We start from the raw sequence: 14,711 nt of genomic DNA, 5'->3' as shown, positions 1-14,711 counted from the left end.
TCCTACTTCCCCGTAAAGTTCGGCTTGCGCTTCTCGGCAAAGGCCTTCACGCCCTCCTTGAGATCCTCGCTGTCCCTGACCTCATCGAGCAACCGCCGCGCGTCGGCGACTGTTTCAAGAGGTCCCTTCGGCATCGCCTCGCGGGCGAGCTTCTTTAGCGCGCGGACCACCAGCGGAGCATTGCCGGCGATCTTCGCAGCCATCTCCTGCGCCAGCGCGAGGTGCTGACCTTTCGGCGCGACCTTGTTGACGAAACCGATCTGGAAGGCGCGTTCCGCCGACATCTCGTCGCCGACCAGCAGAAATTCCATCGCGATCTTGTGCGGCATCCGCGCCATCACCGATGAGACGCCGCCCGCGGTGGTGCCGATCTTTCCCTCGGGGTAGATGAAGCGTGTCGTCTCCGACGCCACACACAGATCGGCCATCTGGACCAGCACGAAGGCGCCACCCACGACCCAGCCGGATGTCGCTGCAATCACCGGCTTGTCCAGCTCGACGCCGAGGCCAGGCACGGCGTGCCACATGTTGGCGGGGAGATCACCAACATCGGCGCCGACTGAGAAGTACTTTTCCTCCGCCGAAGCCAGCACTGCGACACGATCGTCGCTGTCCCGAAACCGCAGCCAGGCGTCACGCAGCTCGGTACACAACGCGTTGTTGAGCGCATTGTGCTTCTCGCTGCGCGTCATCGTGATGGTCGCGACGTGGTCGGCACTCTCGTAGCGAACGAGCGTCATGCTGGCCTCCCTGCTCTGCCGTCATTCCGGGGCGACGCGCAGCGTCGGGCCCGGAATCCATTCATCCACCAACGCTGCGGCCCGATGGATTCCGGGCTCTCGCTTCGCGAGCCCCGGAATGACGAGGCCCCATTACTTCCTCTCGTCGGGATGCCGGTGCACCGGATCGACCCAGAGCACGTTCTCCGGCTTCTCGACCGGCTCGATGTCGAGATTGATCGCGACCGCCTCGCCGTCGGAACGCACCAGCACGCATTCCAGCACCTCGTCGGGACTGGCGTTGATCTCCTGGTGCGGCACGTAGGGCGGCACAAAGATGAAATCGCCTGGACCGGCCTCGGCGGTGAACTGCAGCTTCTCGCCCCAGCGCATCCGCGCCTTGCCCTTCACGACATAGATGATGCTTTCGAGATGGCCGTGATGATGCGCGCCGGTCTTGGCGTCCGGCTTGATGCTGACGGTACCCGCCCACAATTTCTGCGCGCCGACCCGGGCGAAATTGATCGCGGCCTTGCGGTCCATGCCGGCAGTCGACGGCACGTTCGGATCGAGCTGGTTACCCGGTATCACCCGGACGCCGTCGTGCTTCCAGCGCTCGTCGTCATGATGGTGATGATCGTGGTCGTGGGAATGGGTGTGATCGTGGGAACCGCTCATCGTTCTTGCTTTCGTTGGTCAAGTTTTCGTGCGTGGAACGCTACCGAAAAGCACGCGCGCAGGCGAGCGGAAAATCGGAACGTTCCGGCGCCGCCGCGCGTTGCTCCAGCGAAGTTTCAATGTATTTGGAGGAACAGTCCAATGGGTAGCACCACCGACAAGATCAAGGGCACCGCCAACGAGGCGATGGGCAAGGCCAAGCAGAAGATCGGCGAAGCCGCTGGATCTGAGGAGATGCAGGGCGAAGGCGCGATCCAGGAAGCCAAGGGCAAGGGCCAGAAGGCACTCGGCGACGCCAAGGAGATCACAAAGGATGCCGTGAACAGGGCCGCGGCCGCAGCGAACAAGAAGCTCTGATCTGCAGGCGATCAGCTTTTGAGAAGGACCGGTCCGTTCGGCCGGTCCTTTTCATGCCGCGATCAATCAGCCGCGCGGGCGGGGATGTGCCAGCACATCCGGATGTGTCAACACATCGGGATTGACCACATTGGTCGGCGTACCTGCGGCATAGGCCAATATCTGGTCGAAGATGTCGGTGAACTGAATCTCGTATTCGTCGCGCGAGACGTAGCCGAGATGCGGCGTGCAGACCACATTGTCCATGTTGAGCAGCGGGTCCGACGTGTCGCGCAGCGGCTCCTTCTCGTAGACGTCGACCGCGGCCATGCCGGGTCGCCCGGCGCGCAGCGCGTTGACCAGTGCGCCGGGCTCGATCAGCGGCGCGCGGCTGGTGTTGACGATCAGCGCGGTGTCTTTCATCCGCGCTAGATCGTCCGCCTTGACGATGCCGCGCGTCGCGTCGACCAGCCGCATATGCAGCGACAGCACGTCGCAGCGGGCAAAGAAATCGGCCTTGCTGGCGGCGGTCTCGTAGCCGTCGGCGCGCGCCTTCGCCAGCGCCGCCTCGCGCGCCCAGACCAGCACGTTCATGCCGAACGCCTTGCCGTAGCCCGCGACCACGGCGCCGATGCGGCCGTAGCCGTAGATGCCGAGCGTTTTGCCGCGCAACGTATGGCCGACGCCGATCTGCCATTTGCCGGCCTTCAGCGCCGCCATCTGCTGCGGGATCGCACGCATCGCCGCGAGGATCAGGCCCCAGGTGAATTCGGCGGTGGCGTAGGACGGCGTATCCGCATGCTGGCCCGACGACACGATGATGCCGAGCCGCGTGCAGGTGTCGATGTCGATATGCGGGTAGACGCTGCGCTGGCTGATCAGCTTCAACTTCGGCAGCCGCTCCAGCAACGGGGTGCGGATCTGGGTGCGTTCGCGGATCAGCACCAGCGCCTCGGTGTCGCGCAGCCGCTCGGCGAGCGCGTCGACGTCCTGGACATGATCGTTCCAGATCGTGACGTCGTAGCCGTCGAGCTTGCGGAAGCAATCGAGGGTGCGCAGCGTGTCGAAATAATCGTCGAGGATCGAGATCTTCATCGCTGCGCCCCTCTTGTCATGGGCCGGTTACTTGACGGCCATCAGGTCATTTTACGCCGAGCAGTTCGACGTCGAACATCAGCGTGGCATTCGGCGGGATCACGCCGCCGGCGCCGCGCGCGCCATAGCCGAGGTTCGGCGGGATGATCAGCGTGCGCTTGCCGCCGACCTTCATGGTGGCGACGCCCTCGTCCCAGCCCTTGATCACGTGGCCCTGGCCGATCGGAAATTCGAACGGCTCGTTGCGGTCGACGGAGGAGTCGAACTTCTTGCCCTTCTGGCCGTTCTCGTAGAGCCAGCCGGTATAGTGCATGACGCAGGTCTGGCCGGTCTTCGGCGAGGCGCCGGTGCCGACCTTGCTGTCGATGATCTGGAGGCCTGAAGCTGTGGTCATGGGCTTTCCTGCGGTTTGGGCCGTTGCCGTCCTGCCGGCAACGGACGTTGAGACTGCCGCCGCCAGGCCGGCGAATGCAGTCGTGATGATCGTGCGTCGTGAAGATCGCATCTTGCACCTCTCGTGAAGGACCGCCGTCTCTAGCCCAGCGCGCGGCAATTCCCTAGCCGTTTTTCAGTGACCGGCCATGCCGCCATCGCGGTCCAGCGCGAAATCATCGAGCAACGGCGAGGTGCCGCCTGCGATGAGATCGCCGATCAGTTGCGCCGCCAGATAGGAAAAGGTGATGCCGTTGCCACCATAGCCATACGCCGCATAGACGCGCTTCGCGCCGGGCACCGGACCGATCAGCGGCAGGCCATCGCTCGTGGTGTCGAACGTCCCGGCCCAGCGGTATTCGATCTCCGTTGCGGCGAACGGCCAGAGCGCGGCGAGACGTTGCACGAGCCGCCGCGCCTTCTCCGGGATCAAGCGGTCGCGGGCATCAGCCGCGATGATCTCATCGCTATCCTCGCCACCGATGATGATGCGGCCCGCCGGCGTCGTCCGGGCGTAAAGATAATCCCTGGCGTTCTCCCAGATCAGCGCGCCGTCCTTCCAGATGTTCTGCGGCTGCGGCGTGGTCGCAATCGCCCAGCTCGAGGACACGGTCTGGATCATAGACCGAACGATGTCCGGCATCACATAGCCGGTCGCCAGCACGACGGCCTTCGCGGCAATTTCGCGACCATTCTCGAATCCCACGGTCACCGTTTCGCCCGCCGGATCGAAGGCTATGGCCTCCGCATCGAACTGCCGCGCACCGCGCGCGAGTGCGAGGTGGAGCAGCCCGCGGGCAAGTTGAAGCGGATCCACATCCGCCGCGCCGGGCGAGACGATCGCGCCGGCGCGCGCTATCCGGTAGCTCTCGAGCAGTTGTCCATGATCGAGGAACTCGCCGGGCAGACCGGCGCGGCGGCGGAGCCGATGCTCATCAAGCAATTCGGCTGCAGAGCTGCCGGCCGCCAGATAGAGCGAGCGCTTCTTTCTGATCTCTCCGGGCAGGTTGTGGTCACGAACCAGCGAGATCAGACCGGTCACGGCATCGAGGCTAGCGCGATAGGCGCGCGCAGCCCGATCGAAGCCATACATCGCGGTCAGTTCGACAAGCGGGCGGTCGATCTCCCACAACAACATCGCCGTGCTGGCTACAGTGCTGCCCCGGCCCGGACGCTCTCGATCAACAATGACGACGTCCAGCCCCTGACGGGTCAGGCGCTCGGCGACCAGCGAGCCGGTGATGCCGGCGCCGACGACAAGCGCATCGCAGCCGAGATTTTCCGATAGCGTGGGACGCGGCGGTGGCGTTGCGGCGACAAACCACGGCGAGATGCCGCCGCGCAAATCGGCCTGGTCCGTATCATCTGGATCGAGGGAGCTGATGGCGGGCCTCGCGGGAAAGGGCTTCCAGCACCAATCCCTGCGAGAACAGCTAGTTCCTCAACGCATATCCGGCGCTGCCGCCTGCGACAATCAGTAGCCGAGCGCGCAGCCGTCCTTGCGCGGATCGGAGCCGCCGGTCAGCGTGCCCTTCTCCCAATCGATCCAGATGCCCTGGCCGCCGCCGAGCGGCGCGACCACGCTGGTGGTCTTGTGGCCGATCTTCTTCAGGCCTTCGACGGTCTCCGCCGGCACGCTGTCCTCGAGCTGGTAGACGCCCTCGTAATGCAGGCCGCGCGGCATGTCGATCGCCTCCTGGATGTCGCAGCCATAGTCGAGCATGTTGGTCAGCACGCGGGTCTGGCCGACCGGCTGATACTGCCCGCCCATGACGCCATACGGCATCACCGCGCGGCCATTTTTCGTGGCCAGCGCCGGGATGATGGTGTGCAGCGGACGCTTGCCCGGCGCGATGCAGTTCGGATGGCCGGGCTGGATGCGGAAGCCGCCGGCGCGGTTCTGCAGCAGGACGCCGGTCTTGTTGGAGACGATCGCCGAGCCGAACGAATGCGCGATCGAATTGATGAACGAGCAGACGTTGCGGTCCTTGTCGACCACCGTGATGTAGACGGTCGAGGGATTCATCGGCGGCGCAACGTTCGGCAGTTCGAGCAGCCGGTCCATCCGGATATTCCTGATGTGCTCGTCGGCGAACTCCTTGGAGAGGATCCCGGCGACGTCGACATGGGCGTGCTGGGGATCGCCGATGTACTGCTCGCGCATCATGTAGGCGATGCGCGCCGCCTCGGCCTCGAGGTGGAAGCGCTCGATGCTGAGCGGCTTGAACCTGGTCAGGTCGAAGCGCGACAGGATGTTGAGCATGACCAGCATGGTGATGCCGGGGCCATTCGGCGGGCACTGCCAAACGTCATGGCCCTTGTACATCGTGCCGATCGGCGCGGTCGTCTCGGTCGAATGCGCCGCAAAGTCCTCCAGCGTATGCAGACCGCCGATGCCGCGCAGCGTGTCGACCATGTCGGCGGCGATCTCGCCGCTATAGAAAGCGTCGCGGCCCTTTTGCGCGATGGCGCGCAGCGTCTTGCCGAGCTCCGGCTGGCGGATCACGTCGCCGGCGACCGCGGGCTTGCCGTGCGGCAGCAGATAGCGCTCGGTGTTGGTACCGTTCTTCAGCTTCTCAAAACCGTTCTTCCAGTCAAAGGCGATGCGCGGAGCGACGACATAGCCCTCCTCGGCGGCCTTGACCGCGGGCTGCAGCAGCCGGTCGAAGCCGAACTTGCCGTGATCCCTGAGGATCACGTCCCAGGCGTCGATCGCGCCGGGAATGCTGACGGCATGCGCCGAGGTCAGCGGCACCGAATGGATCTTGCGTTCGAGATACCACTCGGCGGTAGCCGCCATCGGCGCCCGGCCGCTGCCATTATAGGCCGTGATCTTGCCCTCGCCCTTCGGCTGGATCAGCGCAAAGCAGTCGCCGCCGATGCCGGTCGATTGCGGCTCGATGACGCCGAGCAGCGCGCAGGCCGCAACCGCAGCGTCCGCGGCGGTGCCGCCCGCGCGCATCACGTCGATGGCCACCAGCGCCGCTTCCGGATGCGACGTTGCAACCATCGCGTTCTGGGCGTGGACCGTGGAACGGCCGGCGAAGTGGAAATTTCTCATGACGGAGAGCTCGCTTGATCGTGATGGTCTGATGCTGCTGCGGCGGGTGGATGCCAAGGGGATGCGGAGTACATGGCACATTCGTCCCCGGCAGGGCAATGCATGGTATGCCAGAGGAATTATCCCGATAATGCATGGCTTTGCGGGGTTTCGCCGCTCAGGCGGGCCTGATAAACACCCCGGCCATGCCCCTCAAGGTCGCCGCCTTCTACCAGTTCGCCGCGCTGCCCGACTTCCGCGCATTGCGCGAGCCGCTGCGCGCGCTCTGCACCAACCTTGATCTCAAGGGCAGCGTGCTGCTTGCGTATGAGGGCATCAACGGCACCATCGCCGGCAGCGACGAAGCCATCGATGGTTTCGTCGCTGAGCTCAGGCACGGGCCGCTGTTCGGCGGCCGCCTCGACAATCTCGAGCTGAAATTTTCCGAAGCCGCGCAGATGCCGTTCCAGCGGCTCAAGGTGCGGCTGAAGAAGGAGATCGTGACACTCGGCGATACCACGGTCGATCCGACGCGGCAGGTCGGCACCTATGTCGACGCCGGCGACTGGAACGAACTCATCGCCTCGCCTGACATCATGGTGCTCGACACCCGCAACGCGTTCGAGGTCGCGATGGGCAGTTTCGAAGGCGCGGTCGATCCCAAGATCGCGAGCTTCGGACAATTCAAGGAATTTGCCGCGCGGCACCTCGATCCGGCGAAGCACCGCAGGATTGCAATGTTCTGCACCGGCGGCATCCGCTGCGAGAAGGCGAGCGCCTATCTGCTCGCGCAAGGCTTCGGCGAGGTCTATCACCTCAAGGGCGGCATCCTGAAATATCTCGAGGAAACGCCGCGGCAGGACAGCCGCTGGCGCGGCGACTGCTTTGTGTTCGACGAACGGGTCGCGCTCGGCCACGGCCTGCGTGAACGTGGGCACGAGGATGCCGTCCATGAATGACGCGGCCAAGCTGAGCGAACGGATCGATGCGCTGGAGGTCCGCCTGACCTACCAGGACGAAGCCATCGAGACGCTGAATCAGACCATCACGACACAATGGAAGCAGATCGACGCGCTGACGCGCCAGCTCGCCGAGCTGCGCGACCGGCTTCAGGAGGCGGAACGCCAGGCGCCGGGCCCCGCCAACGAGCGCCCACCGCACTACTGATCGGCGCCGCCGCTGTCCGGCGGCGCCGGATTACATGTTGCTCACCTGACGCATCGGCTTCGCGCCGCTGAAGAACAGGCTGGACAACCGCTGCACCATCGCCGTCGCGCGGCTTCCCTCGAGGCCCGGCCGAACACACAGCAGGCGCTTCTGCAACGGAAGCTCCGGCAGGTAATAGTCCTTCGCCGAGATCAGCGAGGACGGGATCATCCGCTCTGGGCATGCCGTCAGGCCGTATCCGGCCCGTGCGGCTTCGAGTCGCAGCTGGTGGTTCGGGCTCCTGAACACGATCTTGTACGAGATGTTGTGCTTGGTGAGCGTCCGGATCATCCAGTCGTCGCCCGGCCACGCCAGGATCGGGATCGGGGCGCCCGGCCGCAGAACAAAATCGCGTGACCGTACCCAAACCGAGCGCTCTTCGGCCTCGGCGGCGATCGTCACCTCGTGTTCGTTCTCCAGCGAAGGGTTGCTGTAGACGAAGGCGATGTCGATGTAGCCGTCGATCAATCCTCTGATGACGATCGGCGACATGTCGGCGTGAACCAGCACGTCGGCGAGTACGTCGGCCGGATGCAGCTTGAGGAATTCCTCGGCGAGCATCGTGCTTATTCCGAGCCGCAACGGCTGCGGTCCTTCGTGATTGCCGCCGAGCCGAAGCAGTTGGTCGTTCGCTTCGAGGATTCGCCTTGCCTGCTGCACGGCAACCTTGCCGAGCTCCGTCGTCGTGGTGCCGTTCGCCGTTCTGACGAAGAGCGCGCCGCCGACCAGGCTCTGCAGTCGCTTGACCTGCGAACTGATCGCCGGCTGACTGAGGCCGAGACGCTCGCCGGCCTTCGATAGACTTCCCGTCTCCGCAATCGCAACGACGGTGCGAACGATCTCTGTCGGAATATTCAAATGCTGACGTGGTCTGTGCATCGCGAGCCCTCCAATCTCAGCACGGGACGCAATTACGATCTCCATAGTATGCGATTCAGCTATACTAACATTTGGTTGCACTTTCGTTTAGCTTCAATTTGCCGCGATGCTATTGTAGTTGCAGGCCTTATGTATTGTTACGTGCATTGCCACGTAGTGCTACGGTATCGGACGACTGCATCTGCACGCGCATGCAGCACCTCAACACAATCAGACCCCGGGTTTCTGCGGACACGGCATCAAAAATCCTGATCGCCCCATAACGTGTCGCCCACCCAATAAATTCGAACGCTGCCATTCAGCTGAATTGACGTCACTGATTCGCGGAAGCGTTTTCATAGTTTTCCTTAATCAAAGCCTCGCAACGTGGCGCCCTAGATTGCGTTTCGAGGTGTGCCATGACCAGGTTATTTCGGTGTCGAAGCGGCGCTTCTGCTGTCGAATTTGCGCTGATGCTGCCGCTGTTTCTCGCCTTCATTTTCGGCATCATTGTATTCGGTTCGTATCTCGCGATGGTGCATGGCGTCCAGCAACTCGCCGCCGAAGCGGCGCGGTCGTCGATCGCCGGAATGACCGACACCGAACGCAACAGCCTCGCGACGAGCTACGTCACCGCCAACGCATCGACCTATCCGCTGCTGGTAGCCAGCAATCTCACCGTCAATGCCGCACCGTCCCCATTGAACGCCAACGTCTACGTCGTGACGGTCAACTACAACGCGGCCGGCAACTTCATCTACAAGCTGCCTTTCGTCCCCACTCCGGCGAGCACCATCGTCCGCTCCGCTGCGATCCAGTACGGGGGATTCTAGCATGAGCGGCATCCTCATGCTGATGCGGCGTTTCGGCGCCGACGAACGAGGCAACTTCGCGATGATGTCGGCCGGCCTGATGACGCTCCTGATCGGGTGCGCCGGGCTTGCCATCGATCTCGGCACGATCTTCGCCGACCGGCGCAAGACCCAGAGCACCGCCGACCTCGCCGCGATCGTCGCTGCCGCCAATCTGAGCAATCCGGTCAACGCCGCCTCCGCGACGGTGACGCAGAACAACTATCCGGCCAGCGCGCTGGTCAAGGTCGAGACCGGGACCTACACCGCAAGCAGCGCCATCGCGCCGCAGGCTCGTTTCGTGACCCCGGCGGTCGGCATTCCGAACGCCGCGCGCGTCACGTTGACGACCAAGACCCCGCTCTACTTCGCGCGCTATATCACCGGCGCGAGCAGCTTCAACATCACGACGACCGCCACCGCGACATCGACCGAAATGGCCACGTTCGCGATCGGCTCGCGGCTGCTCTCGGTCAATGGCGGCGTGATCAATGCGCTGCTCGGCTCGATGCTCGGCACCACACTGTCGCTCTCGGTGATGGACTACAATTCGCTGATCAGCGCCAAGATCGACGCCCTCGACTTCCTGTCGGCGCTGGCAACCCGGGTCAACCTGACCGGCGTCACCTATAGCGACCTCCTGAGCAGCAACCTCAAGGTCGGCGATATCATGGCGGCCGCGCTGACCACACAGCAGATCACCAACGGCGCCAACGCGGCGACGACCGCACTGTCGACGATCTCCCAGGCCGTCACCGGCTCCTCAACCAAGATTTCGCCGGGCACCCTGGTCGATCTCGGCCCGTTTGCCAACCTCACGGTGGGACAGAAACCGAAGGTCGGCGCCAGCGTTTCGGTCTTCGACCTCATCAACACGGTGGCGCAGATCGCCAACGGCAACCATCAGATCGCAACCTCGGTCAATCTCGGCCTGCCCGGCATCGCCAACGTATCCGTGATCGCAACGATCGGCGAGCGTCCGGTCGGCTCGAGCTGGATCGCGATGGGCACCCAGGGCGTGAGCGTCCACACCGCGCAGACCAGGATCCTGGCGACCATCAATGTGCTCGGCTCCGGCAGCGTTTCCGCGATCAACCTCCCGGTCTATGTCGAGGTCGCCTCGGGTACCGCGACGCTCAACGCGGTCTCCTGCGGCCATCCGAACATCAACACCTCGCAGGTCACGATCGGCGTGACGCCGGGAATCGTCGACGCCTGGATCGGCAACGTCACGGTTGCCGACATGACCAACTTCACGACCAAGCCCAATCCGCCGCCGGCGCTGCTGGTCAATCTTGGCCTCATCACCGTCACCGGCCTCGCCCATGCCGGCATGGGCAACACCACGCCGACCAACGTCAACTTCAGCTACAGCGACATCCAGTCGGGGACGAAGAAGACGGTGACGACCACCAACTTCCTCACCTCGCTCACATCAACCCTGCTCGGCGACCTCTCGCTCACCATCAATGTCGGACCGCTCGGGCTTCCGATCCCGGGACTGGGCGCGCTCGTCATGAGCATCCTGAACGGCGTGACGAGCCCGATCGATCAGGTGCTGGCGTCCCTGCTCTCGACGCTCGGCATCGGGCTCGGCCAGGTCGACGTCTGGGTGCTGGGCGTCCGCTGCGACGGCGCGGTGCTGGTGAACTAGAGCATGATCCGGAAAAGTGTGTAGCGGTTTTCCGAAACGATCATGCTCAAAACAAAGAGATAGAGCGCGATGATGTTTCGACGAAAAGTCATCCCGCTCTAGGGCGTTCTCGGGGGAACGATGCGCGCGGGCATCACATCGGGGTAGGAGACTGGCGTGAGTACAACAATAAAAAGATACAAGATCGACAGCCAGCGAACCGTCCTGATGAAGCGCGGAACGATCTTCTTCCGCAACACCAGCGTCGGATGTCTTGTGCTCAACATCTCGACCGGCGGCGCGGGGCTGGCCGTGGAAGGCGATGCCGCAATTCCGTTCGCGTTCGATCTCCAGATCGAGAGCGAACCGATCCGGCGGCACTGCATTCTGGTCTGGCACCTGGAGCGCCGGCTCGGCGTGACCTTCGAATTTGACCGGGTGCAGCGCCCCGAAGGCGGTCCGGTCTAGCCGGTCCAGCGCATCACGATACGGCGATTCCTGCCGCGACGATCGCGCCCCACACCGCGGGCGCGTTGCCCTTCGAACCACCGCTCCGCAGTGAGCCGTTCCTCGCACGGCTGAACCCATGTCGCATCGTGGTTAGCGACCGCTGGGATATAACAGCTAATTGTCCCGATTGCCGTCGTGCTTCGACGGCGCGGGTTGCGTGGCGCTGACCGGATCGGAGGCCGGGAAGGTATCCTCCAGCCCCTCCTTCAATCGGGAGCGCGCCTTGCGGTCGGCAGCCCGTGCCTCGTGCGGCTTCTCGGCGTGCTTGTCATGTGCTGCAGGATCGAATTTCTCGGCCATGTCGTCCCTCCATTCCGGGGGACAACGCCCCTCCGCAAACCGGGGTTCCAGAACCGCCTTGAGTATCGCCTTGGCCCATTGCGCCGCAGCGTGTATCAGGGGCCAAATTTTGACCGTGATCAGGAACTTTCGCGTGCCCCAGGATCCCACCAAGAAGCCGCTCATCGACCTCCTATCGGGCCACCGGCAAGCCGTGCCGCCGCTCTGGATGATGCGGCAGGCCGGCCGCTATCTGCCGGAATATCGCGAGCTGCGCGCCAAGGCCGGCGGCTTTCTCGATCTCTGCTTCACGCCCGAATTCGCCACCGAGATCACGCTGCAGCCGATCCGCAGGTTCAACTTCGACGCCGCCATCATCTTCTCCGACATCCTGGTGATCCCCTACGCGCTCGGCCGTTCGGTGCGCTTCGAGGCCGGCGAAGGGCCGCGGCTCGATCCGCTGGCAACGCCCGGCGAGATCGCGACGCTGGCCACGCGGGCCAATTTCGACAAGCTCGAGCCGGTCTTTGAAGCGCTGCGCCGCGTCCGGCGCGAGCTTGCGCCAAACATTACGCTGATCGGCTTCTGCGGCGCGCCATGGACGGTCGCGACCTACATGGTGGCCGGACAGGGCACGCCGGACCAGGCCCCCGCGCGGATGCTCGCCTATCGCCATCCGGACGCCTTCGCCAAAATCATCGACGTGCTGGTCGAGAACTCGATCCACTATCTCGTCGGCCAGCTCAAGGCCGGCGCCGACTGCCTGCAGATATTCGACACCTGGGCCGGCGTGCTGCCGCCGCGCGAGTTCGCCCGCTGGTCGATCGAGCCGACCCGGCGCATCGTTGCCGGGGTGCGCAAGCAGGTCCCCGGTGCCCGGATCATCGGCTTTCCGCGCGGCGCGGCGGGCATGCTGCCGGCCTATGTCGAGCAAACCGGCGTCGATGCCGTCTCGATCGACTGGGCCGCCGAGCCGTCGATGATCCGCGAGCGCGTGCAAAGCCGCGTCGCCGTGCAGGGCAATCTCGATCCGCTGGCCCTGATTGCCGGCGGCGCCGCGCTCGACCGCGCGGTCGACGATGTGCTGGAGAACTTCGGCAAGGGGCGGCTGATCTTCAATCTCGGTCACGGCATCCTGCAGGAGACGCCGATCGCCCATGTCGAGCAGATGGTCGCACGGGTGCGCGCGTATAGGGGGTGAGGCCTCGCGGCACTGCCCTCTCACCGTCACCCCGAGGTGGCCGCTTCTTCAGCGGCCCTCGAAGGGTCGACGGCCCGTCTGTGGCCGTGCATCCTTCGAGGCTCGCTTCGCTCGCACCTCAGGATGACGGCGCGAGATATTACCTTGCATCCTCCAAAATCATGTCCGACGCCTTCTCCGCGATCATGATCGTCGGCGCGTTGGTATTGCCCGACATCAGGTCCGGCATGACGGACGCATCGACCACGCGCAGACCCTCGACACCGCGCACCTTGAGCCGCTGGTCGACGACCGCGAGCGCATCGTTGCCCATCCGGCAGGTCGAGGTCGGATGATAGACCGTGCTGCCGGTGCGGCGGCAGAAATCGAGCAAATCGTCGTCGCTCACCACTTTGGCGCCGGGATCCACTTCCCCGACCGAGTATGATTTCAGCGCCGGCGCGGCCAGGATCTTGCGCAGGATGCGGATGCCGTCGATGAAGGCGCGGCGATCGGTCTCGGTCGCCAGATAGTTGATGCGGATTTCCGGCGGCGCGCCCGGGTCCGCGCTCCTGATCTTCAGCGAGCCACGGCTCTCCGGGCGCAGCTGGCAGACCGAAGCCGTGAAGCCCGAGAACGGATGCAGCTTCTCGCCCATCTTGTCGGTCGAGAACGGCAGGAAGTGGATCTGGATGTCCGGTGACGCCAGCCGCGGACTGGTCTTGAAGAACGCCCCCGAGGTGCCGGCGGCGATGGTCAGCGGCCCCTTGCGCAACGCCGCGTAGCGCAGGCCCGCCATGACGCGGCGCACCGGATTGTTGATGACGTCGTTCAGCGTGACGGTCTGGGCGCAGCGCGTGACGATGCGCACCTGCATGTGATCCTGCAGGTCGTTGCCGACGCCGGGCGCATCGAGCAGAACCTCGATGCCATGCTGCCTCAGCAGATCGGCAGGGCCGACGCCGGACAGCTGCAGCAATTGCGGCGAGTTGTACGCGCCGCTCGACACCAGCACCTCCTTGCGCGCTTTGGCCGTCCGCAACTGTCCGTTCTGCTTGTACGCGACGCCGCTCGCGCGCTTGCCGTCGAACAGGATGCGCTGCGCCAGCGCCGACGTCTCGACATGCAAATTGCCGCGCGTCAGCGCCGGCCGCAGATAGGACCGCGCCGTCGAGGCGCGCCGGCCGCGCCGCGTCGTGGTCTGGAAGAAGCCCGCGCCCTCCTGGGTCGCGCCGTTGAAATCCGGATTGGTCGGGATGCCGACCTCGGCCGCGGCATGCACGAAAGCTTCCGACAGCGGATCGGCATGCCGCCAGTCCGATACCGGCAGCGGACCGCCAGCGCCGTGATATTTGTCGCCGCCGCGCTGCTGATCCTCCGCCTTCCTGAAATAGGGCAACACGTCGTCATAACCCCAGCCGGCATTGCCGCGCTGCCGCCAGCGGTCATAGTCCTCGTGCTGGCCGCGCACATAGAGCAGGCCGTTGATCGAGCTGGAGCCGCCGAGCACTTTTCCACGCGGCTGGAACACCTGGCGTCCGTTCAGGCCGGGCTCGGGCTCGGTCTGGTACATCCAGTTGACGGATTTTTCTTTGAACAGCTTGCCGTAGCCGAGCGGGACATGGATCCAGATGTTGGTGTCCTTCGGCCCGGCCTCGAGCAGCAGCACCGAGTGCCTGCCGTCGGCGCTCAGGCGGTTGGCGAGCACGCAGCCGGCCGAGCCGGCGCCGACGATGACGTAATCAAATTCGGCGACGTCGTTCGGCGACGCGCCATCCTTGTTGTTGTTCATTCGTTTCCCCCGGCCATGCGGCGCGGCCGGCAGGGTTGCGCCCCTGCCCAGCATTGGGAAGAGACGTAGCGAGCGTGGCAGATACGGTCAAGAAAGTTAGCT

The 14,711-nt window shown here is 64.4% G+C and carries 16 protein-coding genes; 7 read left to right on the top strand and 9 right to left on the bottom strand.

Going from position 1 to position 14,711, the window contains the following annotated elements:
* Window positions 1-2: 2 nt before the first annotated feature.
* A complete protein-coding gene (locus JQ573_RS25415; RefSeq protein WP_212315658.1) occupies window positions 3-740 on the bottom strand; it encodes an enoyl-CoA hydratase/isomerase family protein in 738 nt (245 codons plus the stop codon).
* Between the two features lie 132 nt (window positions 741-872).
* Window positions 873-1,397, bottom strand: a complete 525-nt coding sequence (locus tag JQ573_RS25410; RefSeq protein ID WP_212315659.1) for a cupin domain-containing protein — start codon at window positions 1,395-1,397, stop codon at window positions 873-875.
* 141 nt (window positions 1,398-1,538) lie between these two features.
* On the opposite strand from JQ573_RS25410, the gene JQ573_RS25405 reads away from it, so the two are divergent.
* Window positions 1,539-1,754: a CsbD family protein gene (locus JQ573_RS25405; protein ID WP_212315660.1), complete on the top strand. Its 216-nt coding sequence runs from the start codon at window positions 1,539-1,541 to the stop codon at window positions 1,752-1,754.
* 66 nt (window positions 1,755-1,820) lie between these two features.
* Here the strand turns inward: JQ573_RS25405 and JQ573_RS25400 are convergent, their stop codons facing one another.
* The 4 genes from JQ573_RS25400 to ggt form a co-directional block, all read right to left on the bottom strand.
* Window positions 1,821-2,828, bottom strand: coding sequence for a D-2-hydroxyacid dehydrogenase family protein (locus JQ573_RS25400; protein WP_212315661.1), 1,008 nt, complete (start codon window positions 2,826-2,828; stop codon window positions 1,821-1,823).
* A 46-nt stretch (window positions 2,829-2,874) separates the two neighbouring features.
* Window positions 2,875-3,333 carry an FKBP-type peptidyl-prolyl cis-trans isomerase gene (locus JQ573_RS25395; protein WP_249132263.1) on the bottom strand — a complete coding sequence of 153 codons (459 nt, stop codon included), beginning with the start codon at window positions 3,331-3,333 and terminating at the stop codon, window positions 2,875-2,877.
* A 63-nt stretch (window positions 3,334-3,396) separates the two neighbouring features.
* A complete protein-coding gene (locus tag JQ573_RS25390; RefSeq protein WP_249132262.1) occupies window positions 3,397-4,605 on the bottom strand; it encodes an FAD-binding oxidoreductase in 1,209 nt (402 codons plus the stop codon).
* Window positions 4,606-4,734: 129 nt separating this feature from the next.
* Entirely contained in the window at window positions 4,735-6,321 is a 1,587-nt protein-coding gene (ggt, locus tag JQ573_RS25385) for a gamma-glutamyltransferase (protein ID WP_212315662.1), read from the bottom strand.
* A 185-nt stretch (window positions 6,322-6,506) separates the two neighbouring features.
* Here ggt and JQ573_RS25380 point away from each other — a divergent pair, with 185 nt between their 5' ends.
* Window positions 6,507-7,259 (top strand): rhodanese-related sulfurtransferase, encoded by a 753-nt coding sequence (locus JQ573_RS25380; RefSeq protein ID WP_212315663.1) that lies wholly within the window; start codon window positions 6,507-6,509, stop codon window positions 7,257-7,259.
* Entirely contained in the window at window positions 7,252-7,467 is a 216-nt protein-coding gene (locus tag JQ573_RS25375) for a SlyX family protein (protein WP_212315664.1), read from the top strand. Before JQ573_RS25380 ends, JQ573_RS25375 begins: the two co-directional genes overlap by 8 nt.
* A 30-nt stretch (window positions 7,468-7,497) precedes the next feature.
* On the opposite strand, the gene JQ573_RS25370 is transcribed toward JQ573_RS25375, so the two are convergent.
* Window positions 7,498-8,385: a LysR family transcriptional regulator gene (locus JQ573_RS25370; protein WP_249132260.1), complete on the bottom strand. Its 888-nt coding sequence runs from the start codon at window positions 8,383-8,385 to the stop codon at window positions 7,498-7,500.
* A gap of 398 nt (window positions 8,386-8,783) precedes the next feature.
* Here JQ573_RS25370 and JQ573_RS25365 point away from each other — a divergent pair, with 398 nt between their 5' ends.
* The 3 genes from JQ573_RS25365 to JQ573_RS25355 all read left to right on the top strand — a co-directional run bounded on the left by JQ573_RS25365 (window position 8,784) and on the right by JQ573_RS25355 (window position 11,316).
* Window positions 8,784-9,197: a TadE/TadG family type IV pilus assembly protein gene (locus tag JQ573_RS25365; RefSeq protein ID WP_212315666.1), complete on the top strand. Its 414-nt coding sequence runs from the start codon at window positions 8,784-8,786 to the stop codon at window positions 9,195-9,197.
* Window position 9,198: 1 nt separating this feature from the next.
* Window positions 9,199-10,869 carry a pilus assembly protein TadG-related protein gene (locus JQ573_RS25360; RefSeq protein WP_212315668.1) on the top strand — a complete coding sequence of 557 codons (1,671 nt, stop codon included), beginning with the start codon at window positions 9,199-9,201 and terminating at the stop codon, window positions 10,867-10,869.
* 156 nt (window positions 10,870-11,025) lie between these two features.
* The gene (locus JQ573_RS25355) at window positions 11,026-11,316 is read left to right on the top strand and encodes a PilZ domain-containing protein (RefSeq protein WP_312011619.1); all 291 of its coding nucleotides are present in this window, start codon (window positions 11,026-11,028) and stop codon (window positions 11,314-11,316) included.
* A gap of 156 nt (window positions 11,317-11,472) precedes the next feature.
* Here the strand turns inward: JQ573_RS25355 and JQ573_RS25350 are convergent, their stop codons facing one another.
* The gene (locus JQ573_RS25350) at window positions 11,473-11,658 is read right to left on the bottom strand and encodes a hypothetical protein (protein ID WP_092124477.1); all 186 of its coding nucleotides are present in this window, start codon (window positions 11,656-11,658) and stop codon (window positions 11,473-11,475) included.
* 133 nt (window positions 11,659-11,791) lie between these two features.
* On the opposite strand from JQ573_RS25350, the gene hemE reads away from it, so the two are divergent.
* On the top strand, window positions 11,792-12,838 hold the full coding sequence (hemE, locus tag JQ573_RS25345) for a uroporphyrinogen decarboxylase (protein WP_212315669.1): 1,047 nt from the start codon (window positions 11,792-11,794) through the stop codon (window positions 12,836-12,838).
* A 139-nt stretch (window positions 12,839-12,977) separates the two neighbouring features.
* Here hemE and JQ573_RS25340 read toward each other — a convergent pair whose 3' ends face one another.
* Entirely contained in the window at window positions 12,978-14,609 is a 1,632-nt protein-coding gene (locus JQ573_RS25340) for a GMC family oxidoreductase (protein WP_212315671.1), read from the bottom strand.
* Window positions 14,610-14,711 lie beyond the last annotated feature (102 nt).

Source organism: Bradyrhizobium sp. AUGA SZCCT0105, assembly GCF_018129565.1.
GTDB lineage: Bacteria > Pseudomonadota > Alphaproteobacteria > Rhizobiales > Xanthobacteraceae > Bradyrhizobium.
The sequence above is the reverse complement of the archived record's forward strand: the minus strand, read 5'-3'. Positions and strand labels throughout refer to the sequence as shown.

What these genes read in the sequence shown, in the direction of transcription:
- JQ573_RS25415 (WP_212315658.1), bottom strand. Translation starts at nt 740, where the DNA reads ATGACGCTCGTTCGCTACGAGAGTGCCGACCACGTCGCGACCATCACG.
- JQ573_RS25410 (WP_212315659.1), bottom strand. Translation starts at nt 1,397, where the DNA reads ATGAGCGGTTCCCACGATCACACCCATTCCCACGACCACGATCATCAC.
- JQ573_RS25405 (WP_212315660.1), top strand. Translation starts at nt 1,539, where the DNA reads ATGGGTAGCACCACCGACAAGATCAAGGGCACCGCCAACGAGGCGATG.
- JQ573_RS25400 (WP_212315661.1), bottom strand. Translation starts at nt 2,828, where the DNA reads ATGAAGATCTCGATCCTCGACGATTATTTCGACACGCTGCGCACCCTC.
- JQ573_RS25395 (WP_249132263.1), bottom strand. Translation starts at nt 3,333, where the DNA reads ATGCGATCTTCACGACGCACGATCATCACGACTGCATTCGCCGGCCTG.
- ggt (WP_212315662.1), bottom strand. Translation starts at nt 6,321, where the DNA reads ATGAGAAATTTCCACTTCGCCGGCCGTTCCACGGTCCACGCCCAGAAC.
- JQ573_RS25380 (WP_212315663.1), top strand. Translation starts at nt 6,507, where the DNA reads ATGCCCCTCAAGGTCGCCGCCTTCTACCAGTTCGCCGCGCTGCCCGAC.
- JQ573_RS25375 (WP_212315664.1), top strand. Translation starts at nt 7,252, where the DNA reads ATGAATGACGCGGCCAAGCTGAGCGAACGGATCGATGCGCTGGAGGTC.
- JQ573_RS25370 (WP_249132260.1), bottom strand. Translation starts at nt 8,385, where the DNA reads ATGCACAGACCACGTCAGCATTTGAATATTCCGACAGAGATCGTTCGC.
- JQ573_RS25365 (WP_212315666.1), top strand. Translation starts at nt 8,784, where the DNA reads ATGACCAGGTTATTTCGGTGTCGAAGCGGCGCTTCTGCTGTCGAATTT.
- JQ573_RS25360 (WP_212315668.1), top strand. Translation starts at nt 9,199, where the DNA reads ATGAGCGGCATCCTCATGCTGATGCGGCGTTTCGGCGCCGACGAACGA.
- JQ573_RS25350 (WP_092124477.1), bottom strand. Translation starts at nt 11,658, where the DNA reads ATGGCCGAGAAATTCGATCCTGCAGCACATGACAAGCACGCCGAGAAG.
- JQ573_RS25340 (WP_212315671.1), bottom strand. Translation starts at nt 14,609, where the DNA reads ATGAACAACAACAAGGATGGCGCGTCGCCGAACGACGTCGCCGAATTT.